This is a genomic window from Paenibacillus sp. 01T443, from assembly GCF_056398325.1.
The window spans coordinates 74,880-86,664 of sequence record NZ_JBFTPE010000012.1 but is presented as its reverse complement, the minus strand read 5'-3'; the positions used below and the strand labels follow the sequence as shown (position 1 = coordinate 86,664).

Here is an 11,785-nt window from a genome sequence, read left to right as displayed (position 1 = left end):
TGAAAGAGTAGATGATATCTACCACACTAAAGGAAACAAAGGCAGGATACAGCTGACAATAGCGACTTTATATAGTACAATTTCTGCATCTTTGTTTTGGAGGTGCTTAGGGATGCTCGTACTTGAAATACAAACGCCGCCAATGCCGCTGCTGGCCGCAATCGGTCATGCGTTTTGGCCTCCGGGCGTGATACATGCCCAACGCCAATTCGAAGTATTTGATTTGCTCGTTTGCGCAAAAGGCGCATTATACATAGAAGAGGATGGTATTAGCTACGAGATTGAGGCAGGAATGCTGCTTGTGCTTGAGCCCGGAAAAACGCATCGCGGGTATCGGCCAAATGATATAGAGACCGAAGTATACTGGATTCATTTTGACTATCCGCTGCCCTCGGAGCCGATTTTAAAGGAAAAAACAAATTGGCAGCAGCCGCTGCTGCAGCGAACGGACCAAGATATCATTCCTTATCCCGCAACGCTTCATATTCCTAAATTCGCAGCGATAGATTTACGCACGGTTTTGCCGCTGCTGGACAAGATGCTCAGCTTGCATCAAGTGCTTACACGCCGCAGAGCTTTTGAACTGCAGGTGCTATTCGGGGAGCTTTTGGTCCAATTGCAAAATGGATGGATAAAAAACAGCTCGCAGGCTCGTTCGTATTTTCTTTCCGAAAAGGTTGCATCCTACTTAGAAAGCCAAATAGAACAACCGTTTGACTCTGCGCGGATGGAGCATGACCTGCATTATCATTTCGATTATTTGGCACGCTGCTTAAAGCAATATACGGGGATGAGCCCATGCAGTACCGTCATCATTTACAGATCGAGCGCGCGAAGCGGCTGCTCGCTCATTCCGAGCTGCCGCTGAAGGAGATCAGCGAGCAGTGCGGACTTGCGGACTACACCTATTTCACTCGCCTATTTAAGAGGCAAACGGCGTTAACACCCGGTGAATACCGCAAGCTGAAGCAGGTATTCCGTTTGGATGAAGGAGAGCATTCCAATAAAGACCCGCTATAAGCTCAAAAAACCTTGTTACGCTTAAACAAAATAGGTTTTGTAGGCGTTTTCTTGTGGATACGCCCCTTTGCGGTTTTTGAACAATTGGTAAAGGAGGCGTATAGTGGGTACTAGTGAGTTAGAATCGGATATTGATCAGCAGGGCAAGGAGGATGACCAAGTTGCAATCATGGCAGCGTACAATGTGGATTCTTTGGTTCGGCGTATTGTTTTGCAGCTCAAGCTACACGATGTCGGTTCCTTTCCTGCCGTTGTTTCTCTTTGATTTGGGCGTGCCGGAGAGCTCTGTTAACCTATGGGCAGGTGTTGTACATTCCTCGGCCTTTCTTGTCGGGGCCGTGATGGCGCCTTTGTGGGGATTGCTTGCGGACAAGTATGGGAAGCGGAAAATGGTCATTAGGGCAGGACTCAGCTTAGCCGTTATCTATTCCTTAATTGCATTTGTGCAGACGCCGTGGCAGCTCGTCGGCGTTAGAATGCTGCATGGCTTCGTAGGCGGCTTCGTCCCGGCATCCATGTCGATTGTAGCTACGGTCGCGCCGAAGGAGAAGCTGGGCTGGAGCCTTGGCATGATGCAGGCGGGTACGATGACCGGCGGTATTCTCGGTCCGCTTTTTGGCGGTCTGCTGGCGCAAGCCTTCGGTTTGCGGAGGTCCTTCGTTGTAGCAGCTATCATCATATTGGCTGCGACAGTGGCAGTCATTATTTGGGTGAAAGAAGGTAAAGCGGAGGCGACGGGAGAGAAAAAAGAGAAGCCGGTCACGTACCGTATGGCTTTCCGCAACCGTGCCCTTATGAGCATGCTAATGCTGCTCGCGTTGTTCCAGCTTTCGGTGAATATGATTCAGCCGCTGCTTACCCTGCATATCGCCAAGCTGCAAGGCGGATTGCAAGGAGCGGTATTGTCAGCGGGCTTTGTGCTCTCTCTTATCGGGATCGCCGGCATTTTGGCTTCGCCGATCTGGGGTAGGCTGGGCGAGAGAAAAGGCTATTACCGCATTCTCGTCGTATGCTTGCTCTGTGCCGGACTGGTCGTAAGCACGCAGTTTTTTGTACAGGATTTATGGCTGTTTGCGGTTGTGCAGTTCGTATTCGGCTTGTTTATGGCCGGGATATCTCCAATCGTCAATACGCTTGTTGTGCAGAGCACAGATGAGCAGTTTAGAGGCAGATCGTTTGGCCTGACCACGAGCGCCAATCAATTCGGGTCCATGCTTGGACCTCTAATCGGCGGTTTGCTTGGACTGGCAGTCGGTATCCACTGGATATTCGTCGCCACAGGAATGATCATGTTCGCGGCAGGCATAAGCATTTGGCTGCGGCGCCGGCATGAGCTTGGGCGAGCAAAGACAGCTGCCAAAAGCTAGATTGAAAATACATAAAAAAGCTAGTCGGCTCTTAATGAGAGCGGCTAGCTTTTTTTGAAAATATAAGAGAATATAAATTTCAATCTTATACGATGCTTATATTTCACCGCGAAACGAGCTTTTGCTGCAAGGACGGCGTCAGCCGTTTACGCTTGACGCTTGGAAGCAGTTATCTCTTAGGTTTCACCACTTCTAGTGAGCCGGAGGAAAGTGTGCCTTTGTGCAAAACCGCTTCGCGCTTCGGCAGCCGAGCGACCGTCTCGGCTGAGCAGCTTGCCGCAACAAGCACGGCGGTTGCGGCATCGCCAACCTTTGGCCATACTTGCTTGCCCGACTCGTCTAAAGGTGTAATGCCACCGGTTGCGAGAGAAATAGCTCTAGATAAGTTGTATTCGCTTGACCAGCCGTATAACTGCGCGGCAAGATGCGATTTTTGCAGCGTATCGCCGATGCCGAACGGTGACCAGTGATCGGTGATGCTGTCATTGCCAAGCAGGACGTTAACCTTTTGCTTCTGAAGCAGAGGGATCGGCATGACGCTTTTTCCGATGGGCACGGAGGAAGCGATGGATATGCCGAGCGAAGCCAGGCGATCCGCCATTTCAATATCGGCGCCTGCCGTCAGAGAAGCGAGCGAGAAAGCGTGGCTGACCGTAACCTTCCCTTGAAGGCCAGCCTCCTCGGTCAGTTCGGCCAAGCGGCGGATGGCCTTGATTCCCGTTTCTCCTCCCTCATGGAGATGAATGTCGATGCCAGCTTTATAATCCACCGCGATTTGTACCATCGTATGCAGCGATTTTTCCATATCGACGTCCACTAAGGTAGGATCTAATCCGCCGACATGCGTGACACCGAGCTGCATGGCATCGCGCATAATGCTCTCAACATTGGAGCGGAGCAGGCCATGCTGCGGAAAAGCAACGATTTCATGCGAGATTTTATCCGAATAGTTAGCTAAGGCCAGCTTCAAATTCTCTAAATTTTTGAGGCCTACGGTCGGATCGATGTTACAGTGGCTCCGAACGTAGGTTGACCCGTAGCCCAATATAAGCTCTATGAGTTTTTCGGCCCGTGCCTGAGCGGTTGGCAGCAGCTGCGGGAGCAAGGTTTGTTCCTCGATAATCCGGTCGAAAATGCCATTTTTCGTCGGTCTGACCGCCCGCCATGGCCCTCCGTAAAAGGTCTTATCCAAATGGATGTGCATATCCCGGAAGGAAGGCAGGAGCAGCATGCCCTTTGCGTCGTAACAGTCGATGGTTTTGCCGTAAGCGGCTTTTGTATCGAGTATTTTAGTAATTTTACCTTTGTCGATTTGCAGGTTGCGAAGGACGGTTTCGGTTGCGACAACCTGCCCGTTCTCATATTTATATCCGCTCTCCAGACGTACGTTTAACAGCATATAGGAGCTGTTTTTCCCTGGTTTTTTGGACTTTGAATCCTCTTTCTTCGCTTCGGCGGCTGCGCTGGCGGAATCGGGGGAGAAAAGGCCCATGGTGCCCATAACGCCAATAACGGCAGACGCACCGCCTATTTTGCTGACGTTGCCAATAAACTCTCTGCGGGACAAGCCTTTATTTTCTTGATCCATCTATAATTCCTCCTCTAATCTCTTTTTTTGTTTGCCCATTTTGCAAGGGGGAAGCTCGCTTCGAACAAAATGACTAATGGGATGAGCACGATGAAGGCGGATAAAAAATCGGGTGGTGTCAGTATGGTAGACATGGTAACTAAAATGACATAAGCGAATTTTCTGCATTTCCGAAGACGCTCTGGCGTAACAAGTCCAAGCCTGGCCAAAAAAATAAGCACGATCGGATATTCGAAGGCAAGGGACAACGGTAAAATGATGCGTAAAAGAAATTGAATATATTGCGCGGCTCCGTAAGTTTCAACCAAACCCATGGAGCGGGTAACGGAAGACGCGAACTGGACAGCCATCGGAAAAACGATAAACCAGCTGAAGGCAAGCCCGATAAGAAATAACAGAAACGCGAACGGGATAAGCCAGGGAAGTGATTTACGTTCTTTCAAAGTCAAAGCCGGCTTAACGAACAGCCAAACCTGAAGCAAAATAAACGGAATGCAGGCGCCGACGCCTATCACAACTCCAGTTTGCACGTAGAGCTGCAGCGCGTCAAATGGCGAGAAGGCATTCCATAGAATCGGCTGGGCAGGCGAATAGGATTGCTGCAAATAGGCCAGGACGGGGCGGACCAGCGCAATACCGCCGCATAAGGCAAAGGCAAACATAATCAGGATATAAATGATTCTTCTGCGCAGCTCGGTTAAATGATCAATGAGACTCGGTTGTGTCAGCATGGGGTAAGCCCTCCTAACCATTCGCCGCGGAGCTGGTCCTACGCTTCTTGGCGCTGTGCCTGATCTCCGCAGTCATCCAACCGATCTCCATTTGCTCGCTGATCTCGACCAGCTTCTCAATATCACGGAAGGAATATTTGCGAGTGCCTCCGATGGTTCGTTTAGGGCAAATAAGCTTGCGAATTTCATAGTAACGAATTCGTCTTTCCGATAATCCGGTCAGCTCGCTTACCATTCCGATATTCATGACTTGTTTATCCATAAACGACATGATGACAGCTCCTTTTGCTATGTGTTGGCGTTGCAAAAGCCACTCCCTTCTATTCGTGTAATAATTACTGACGCAAACTAGATGTGTACCTAATGATAATGATGGAGATATAAGCTGTCATTAGATCATGAACCCAACATTTCACAATGGAATTAGACGGATCGTACAACCAGAAATTTGCTTCTATATTATGAAATTTCTCCTTTAAAAAACCGTGTCATATTATCTGACATACTCCGAGACACCCCGAGTGGCTTCTGCTATTGTGAAGACATCGCAGTCGATTCCCATAACTAAGAATGAGGTGATGTGCCATGCTGCAAAGTATTGGATTACCAGGGTTAATCATGATTCTAGTCGTCATTTTAATCGTATTCGGGCCCTCGAAGCTCCCTGAACTCGGGCGGGCGGTTGGCCGTACGCTGCATGAATTCAAAAGCTCCGCGCGCGAGCTCGTAACGGAGAACAAGGATGAACAGGAAAGCAAAGGCAGCGCATAAGAGAGAGGCTGTTCCTTCAGATTCATGTCTGAGGGGGCAGACTTTTTTGCAGGTCAAATGCTTTTTGGGAAAAAAGAATCCATAGGGGGCGGGCATTCGGAATTAGCTTTGGATTAATTTGTAAATGAGATGGGTGTGCTCGTTTCTATTTGATCCAAAGTCTGTTATTCTACTGATTGATGGAACTTTGGACGAAGGAGTGTGCCGCTATCAAGCCGGTAACTGTCTATGATATTGCTAGGGAAGCTAACGTCTCGGTAGCCACTGTGTCGCGTGTAATCAATAACACGGCACCGGTTAAAAAATCGACGAGAGACCGTGTGATGGAGCTGATAACGAAGCATCAGTTTCAGCCGAATGCGCTTGCGAGAAGCTTGTTCAAAAAGGAAACAGGGATGATTGGCGTCATATTGCCGGATATTACAAATCCTTTTTTTCCAGAGGTGTTGGCTGGCCTCGATCAGGAGGCGCGCAGCAAAGGGTATACGTTTTTTTTATGCGATACGGTATCGACGAATGGCGACTCAGCAGAGCAGTATGTGCGGGAATCGCAATATTTGAACATCCTTATGGAGAAACAGGTAGACGGCATTGTGATGATTGGTGGAAGAATCAATCTAGCAAAGCCGAGCAAGGAGCTGGTTAGCGAGGTTGTGGAAGCAAGCAAGCGGGTACCGCTGCTGCTCATTAACGGGAGCCTGCCCGGGGAGGGCATGACCCGCGTGTATACCGATGAGCTTGAGGGAGCAGAGCTTGCGACGCAGCATCTCATCGATCTTGGGCATAAGAATATTGCTTTTGTCGGCGGGTATAGTCATATGTCCAACACGGCGCAGCGAATTCGGGGCTTTGTCAAAACAATGGAAAAAAACGGGCTGCGGACCCGCAAGGAATGGATAATCGGCGGAGGCTTCTCCGTAGAGAACGGCAAGCTGTTCATGAATCAGCTGCTTGAGCTGCCGGAGCTTCCAACCGCTATTTTTTGCGCGAACGATCTATTAGCCATCGGTGTGATGAAGACGGCCCATAAAGCAGGAATCCGAGTGCCGGAGGAACTGTCGCTGATTGGCTTTGATGATATCCCTTACGCCTCGAACAGCATACCGGAGCTGACTACGATTTCTTTGAAATGCTATGATGTTGGGCGGGCTGCAGCCGAGCTGCTCCATCAGATGATTACCAAAAACAAGGTGAGCAAAAGCACGAAATTAAGGCCTGAGCTGGTTGTCAGAGAGTCTACGGCTCCGCCGCGAGAAACGAATAACGCTTAAGAATCAGTTTTAAAATAATGATTGACAACGCTTACATTTGTGAATAAAATCAAGTTGTCGAAAGATTATATGGTGTCGCCGTTAAGAATGTAACCCGTTACATGATCAGCTAGGCCTCTTCCTACAAAACAGTTATCCCATTGATACACTTCAGAGTACCGTGCAGATTCACGTTCTGTTTATACCGGTCATTGAGAGTGTATTTATTTTTCTCTAATAATGTAACCCGTTACATGAAACGGGTTGCATATTTCAAGCTTTTAACCTATTTCATTGGAGGTTATATCATGTTCATGGATATTGAAGCCAGAGCAGCCGTGCAATTTGATGCGGATGCCGTGAAAATTGGGGACACCTCACATATTTTGCTTTGCGCATCCTTGTTTTACTTCCGCATTCCAAGGGAGCTTTGGAAGGAACGGATGGCACAGCTCAAAGCATTCGGTTATAACAGCATCGATGTTTACTTTCCGTGGAACTATCATGAAACAGCGGAAGGGAAATGGAATTTTAGCGGTGAGCGCGATGTAACCGAATTTTTAGCGGCGGCGGCGGAAACGGGCTTATATGTCGTTGCCAGACCGGGACCTTATATTTGCTCCGAATGGGATGGCGGCGCCTTACCGGCTTATCTGCTGACAAAGGAGCTGAAGCTTCGCGATAACGATGAGGGCTTCCTCAGCTATGTTGCGAAATGGTTTGACCGTATATTGCCTTTACTGAAGCAATACCAAGCAGGAGAGGGCGGAACAGTCATTGGCGTTCAGCTCGATAATGAGCTCGATTTCTATGATTGCCATGATCCTAAAGGATATATCAGCGCATTGCGCGATATGGCTTTGAGCCACGGAATTACGGTTCCGCTGTTCGCTTGCGCGGGCCAAGGCGGCATCCTGCAAGCATCGGGGCTGGCCGAGAATGTTGTTCCAACCTGCAACTTTTATCCGGATAATCGTGAACTTGATTTCGAGCAGAAAGTGCTGCATTATAACGGAACCTTAGCGGGACTCGGCTACCCGCTGCTCGTAACGGAGACAAATCGGGCGCATTACTTACTTCGCAGATTGCTTTCCTGCGGGGCGAAGCTGCTCGGTCCTTATCTGCAAGTGTCAGGCACGGATTTCGGGTTTACAAACGCCACGAACAATTGGGGCAAGCCGCTCGCGTTCATGACCTCGGATTATGATTTCGGCGGAATGATCTCGCCGGAAGGACATATTCGCGAGGAGGCCTATGAGGGGCGTTTGCTTAGCAGATTGATCACGGCTTACGGGGCTCCGCTCGCGGAGGCGGCAGCCGGAAATGGACTATCCACCGAATGGGCCTTAGCCGGTGACCACTACCGGGTAGCAGGTCCCTACGCCCTGCAGCTAAAAGGCGGCGGAAGCCTTCTGTTTGTGACGAATTTGGATGAGCGCGATAAAGAAGTAGCCATGATGGCTGCCGATGAAGCGAATGCTCCCGCGGAAGGCGGATTTACGCTTAGAGCGGGGCGGTCGCTGGCGCTTCCTTGCCAGGTTCCGTTAAGCCTGTGGGGCTTTGAGGGGCTGCTCGTGTCTTCGACCGCAGAGCTGTTTCTGGCGGAACAATCAACCGAAGGGACTAATCTTGTCTTTCACTCGGAGGGAAAAGGCGTCATTACGCTTCAGCTCGATTCGAAAGCTGAGCTGAAAACAGATCATGCAAGGGCCGAATGGTCGGAAGGGCGGCTAACGATCGCGTTCGACGGTGAGGAGGACAGTTGCTGCCGGGTTCTTACGGGGGATGGGCGTGAGCTAAAGTTTTTTATAACGGATAGAATGAAAGCGCTTTATATAGAGGGTTTCGACGAGAACGGCGAGATTCAACTTGGGGGGCCGTTCAACTATCCAGACATGCCGGAGACTGCGGCAGGAGAATGGAAGCTCAGCGTCTTGGACGCCGGCGCAGGACCAATGAACGTAAATCCGGCTAACGGGCGAACAATACTGGAGCAGGCGGATTACTTGGAGCAAACAGGGATATACCGCGGGTTTGCCTGGTATGAAGCGGCTGTTCGTCTGCCGAAAGGCAAAGCGGTGCAAGGCTTTTTAGTACGGCAGGGCAGTGATGTTGTATCGCTTTATGCGGACAGTCAATATGCAGGTACGCTAACGCCTGGCGGAGGCAGCGCCTTCATTCCGTTCAGCAATGAGCTGCAAGACGGAAAGCTGCTTGCCCGAGTGGAAATTTGGGGCCATTCAAACTTTGATGACGCGAGGCTTCCAGGCCTTCGACTCCATGCGATGAAGGGCCTCAGAGGGGTATCGGCGATAACGGAGACAAGGAACCTCAGCCGCAGCTGGAGCGTATACCGCGCGGCGGATCGGGCTTTGCGCAAGGAACTCGTCGAATCGCCCGATGACAGCATGTGGCCGATCGTTAATTTCGGAAACTGGATGTCTCCGGACCATCCCGCATTCGAATATTACCGGAAGAGTTTCCAAGCTTCTGCGGACGCGAGCTCGTGGACGCTGCATTTCAAGGGCTTACAATCCCTCGCCCGCCTATTCATAGACGGCAAAGAGATTGGAGCCGTTCATCCCTTCGATTCTTATATCGATATTTCGGGTCATGTAACGGCTGGAGAGAAAGTAGTGCTCACTGTTTATGTTGAGCGGGTGCTTGGCCTTCCTTCCGGGCAGGTTTTCCTCTATGAGGGCCATGAGGCTGAAGGATGGACGGTAAGCGCTTCTGAAGAAACGGAGCTGTTCGAGCATTCGGAAAGCGAGCAGACAAATGCATCAACGCAGGAATTTCCTATCTCGCTGAAGCCGGGCGAGACGGCATGGCTCTTTACTTCCACAGTGAATTCGGAGGACGGCACAGGCTGGCGGGCAAAGGTTGCCGGAACGGGGCTTAAGCTGACCGTATTTCTGGAGGGACGGATCGTCGGACGAATTTGGCTGCCGAGCGATGCGAACAGGCCCGTGTTAACGGGCGGCAGTCCGGATTCCTTTTATTTACCGGGAGCTTGGTATGAGGCGGGCAAGGGAAGCTTGGCGATCATGCTGGAAGCGGTAGACAGGGAGAAGCAGGGATTATTGGAATCGATTCAATTTATATCCGTCTAGTTACGAGGGGGAATTAGCATGGAAACAACCATAGTCGAAAGGGAGCCGCAGAGGAAGCTTCAGCGAATGAGCGGAGGCAAGATGAAACGCTTCTGGAACAACAAAACGCTTCTGCTCATGTGCTTGCCGGCCATTGCCTTTTTTGTCATCTTTGCATACCTGCCGATGCCTGGCCTGTATCTAGCGTTTATTAACTACAATTACTCGGATGGCATTTTCAAAAGCCCGTTCGTTGCCTTCGATAACTTCCGTTTTCTCGTTATTAACGGTGATCTATGGCGGCTTTCGTTCAATACGGTGGCCTACAATCTGGTATTCATTGTTTTGGGGAACGTGCTGCAAATTTTCGTCGCCATACTGCTGAACGAGATCCGCCGCAAATGGTTCAAAAAAGTTACGCAGACGCTCATGTTTCTACCGCATTTCATATCGGCGGTGCTTATCGGCCTAATCGCCTATAACATTTTGAGCTACGATTACGGGATTTTGAACAGCATACTGGAATCATTCGGCATGGAGCCTGTCAAAACGTACTCTGATCCCAAAATATGGCCATTTATTATCGTGTTGACCTTCCTTTGGCAATCAACCGGTTACGGCTCCATCGTTTATTTCGCGGCAATCATGGGACTCGATAATGAGATTATCGAGGCATCGGAAATCGACGGCGCGAACGCGTTCCAGCGCATCATTTACATCGTGCTTCCGTGGCTAAAGCCAACCTTCATCATTCTGATGCTGTTCTCGCTCGGCGGCATTCTTAAAGGGAATTTCGGTTTGTTCTTCAACCTTGTTGGAGCCAACAATACGGCCTTGTATCCGACGACCGATATTATTGAAACGTATGTGTTCCGCTCGCTAATGACGAACTTCAACTTCTCGATCGGCAGCGCTGTGAGCCTCTATCAATCCGTATTCGGTTTTGTGGTTGTCTTGACCGCGAACTGGCTTGTGAAAAAGACTTCGCCCGATAACTCGTTATTTTAGGAGGTGCCAGATATGGAAAACAAGGAAGAATCACGCAGCATTCGTACAGATGTAAGCGGTTTAATTGTAAAGGTATTCGGATATTTGTTCATCTCGTTTTTTTCGCTATGCTGTCTATTGCCTTTCTTGCTCGTTCTCGGCACTTCGCTCACGGCGGAGGGGACGATCAAGAAATACGGCTTCAATTTTTGGCCGCGCGACTTTAGCACCTTTGCTTACAAAATCGTATTTGAGAATCCTGATCTCATTATCGGCTCCTACCTGGTTACTATGGGAATCACGATAGTGGGGACGGCATTTGGGCTCTTCCTCGTAGCGATGACCGGCTACGCGCTGCAGCGTCCGGACTTTGGCTATAGGAACGGCATTTCCTTTTTCATTTATTTTACGACGCTGTTTTCCGGCGGGCTTGTTCCGTTTTACCTGCTCATGACGCAGTATTTGTCGCTAAAAGACAACTATTTGGCCGTGCTGCTGCCGGGACTGCTTAGCCCGTTTCTCATTATTATGATGAAAAGCTTCGTTCGCTCCATCCCGCATGCGATTACCGAATCCGCCAAAATCGACGGAGCAGGCGACTTTACGATTTTCCTAAAGCTCATTCTGCCTATGACGACGCCGGCTCTCGCTACAATCGGTCTGTTTATCGCACTGGGGTATTGGAACGAATGGTACAACTCGATGCTGTTCCTCTCGCCGGATATGAAGTACCGTCCACTCCAGCTGTTCTTGTATAACGTGGTGACGAGCGCCGACTTTATCCGCAATTCCTCTGCAGCGTCCAATGTGCAGCTTCGGGATATGCCGCTGGAATCCATGAAGATGGCTACCGCAGTCGTAGCGACCGGACCGGTTATTCTGTTTTACCCATTCGTGCAGCGTTATTTCATCAAAGGAATTACGGTTGGCGCTGTAAAAGGCTGATGTGCCGAGGGCCGCTAAAAAGGCCACTTCACAT

At 50.0% G+C, this 11,785-nt stretch carries 11 protein-coding genes; 8 read left to right on the top strand and 3 right to left on the bottom strand.

The features are described 5' to 3' along the window. Nucleotides 1–112 precede the first annotated feature (112 nt). From AC1DLI_RS22800 to AC1DLI_RS22790, 3 genes are all read left to right on the top strand, one after another. Entirely contained in the window at nucleotides 113–868 is a 756-nt protein-coding gene (locus AC1DLI_RS22800) for an AraC family ligand binding domain-containing protein (RefSeq protein WP_477606729.1), read from the top strand. After that, the gene (locus AC1DLI_RS22795) at nucleotides 799–1,020 is read left to right on the top strand and encodes a helix-turn-helix domain-containing protein (RefSeq protein WP_477606727.1); all 222 of its coding nucleotides are present in this window, start codon (nucleotides 799–801) and stop codon (nucleotides 1,018–1,020) included. Before AC1DLI_RS22800 ends, AC1DLI_RS22795 begins: the two co-directional genes overlap by 70 nt. 152 nt (nucleotides 1,021–1,172) lie before the next feature. Continuing rightward, a complete protein-coding gene (locus tag AC1DLI_RS22790) occupies nucleotides 1,173–2,387 on the top strand; it encodes an MFS transporter (protein WP_477606725.1) in 1,215 nt (404 codons plus the stop codon). A 169-nt stretch (nucleotides 2,388–2,556) separates the two neighbouring features. Here the strand turns inward: AC1DLI_RS22790 and AC1DLI_RS22785 are convergent, their stop codons facing one another. The 3 genes from AC1DLI_RS22785 to AC1DLI_RS22775 all read right to left on the bottom strand — a co-directional run bounded on the left by AC1DLI_RS22785 (nucleotide 2,557) and on the right by AC1DLI_RS22775 (nucleotide 4,977). Further along, on the bottom strand, nucleotides 2,557–3,786 hold the full coding sequence (locus AC1DLI_RS22785) for an amidohydrolase family protein (protein ID WP_477606858.1): 1,230 nt from the start codon (nucleotides 3,784–3,786) through the stop codon (nucleotides 2,557–2,559). A 203-nt stretch (nucleotides 3,787–3,989) separates the two neighbouring features. Further along, nucleotides 3,990–4,706, bottom strand: a complete 717-nt coding sequence (gene tatC, locus AC1DLI_RS22780) for a twin-arginine translocase subunit TatC (RefSeq protein WP_477606723.1) — start codon at nucleotides 4,704–4,706, stop codon at nucleotides 3,990–3,992. A gap of 13 nt (nucleotides 4,707–4,719) precedes the next feature. Continuing rightward, nucleotides 4,720–4,977, bottom strand: coding sequence for a MerR family transcriptional regulator (locus AC1DLI_RS22775; RefSeq protein WP_308995492.1), 258 nt, complete (start codon nucleotides 4,975–4,977; stop codon nucleotides 4,720–4,722). A 314-nt stretch (nucleotides 4,978–5,291) separates the two neighbouring features. Between AC1DLI_RS22775 and AC1DLI_RS22770 the strand changes: the two genes are divergently transcribed. From AC1DLI_RS22770 to AC1DLI_RS22750, 5 genes are all read left to right on the top strand, one after another. Next, a complete protein-coding gene (locus AC1DLI_RS22770; protein WP_477606720.1) occupies nucleotides 5,292–5,477 on the top strand; it encodes a twin-arginine translocase TatA/TatE family subunit in 186 nt (61 codons plus the stop codon). Between the two features lie 209 nt (nucleotides 5,478–5,686). After that, complete coding sequence (locus AC1DLI_RS22765; RefSeq protein WP_477606857.1) at nucleotides 5,687–6,748, top strand: LacI family DNA-binding transcriptional regulator; 1,062 nt, start codon at nucleotides 5,687–5,689, stop codon at nucleotides 6,746–6,748. A gap of 287 nt (nucleotides 6,749–7,035) precedes the next feature. Next, nucleotides 7,036–9,840, top strand: a complete 2,805-nt coding sequence (locus tag AC1DLI_RS22760; protein ID WP_477606718.1) for a beta-galactosidase — start codon at nucleotides 7,036–7,038, stop codon at nucleotides 9,838–9,840. A gap of 66 nt (nucleotides 9,841–9,906) precedes the next feature. Further along, the gene (locus AC1DLI_RS22755) at nucleotides 9,907–10,827 is read left to right on the top strand and encodes an ABC transporter permease (protein ID WP_308995573.1); all 921 of its coding nucleotides are present in this window, start codon (nucleotides 9,907–9,909) and stop codon (nucleotides 10,825–10,827) included. 12 nt (nucleotides 10,828–10,839) lie between these two features. Then, nucleotides 10,840–11,751, top strand: a complete 912-nt coding sequence (locus AC1DLI_RS22750) for a carbohydrate ABC transporter permease (protein ID WP_477606716.1) — start codon at nucleotides 10,840–10,842, stop codon at nucleotides 11,749–11,751. Nucleotides 11,752–11,785 lie beyond the last annotated feature (34 nt).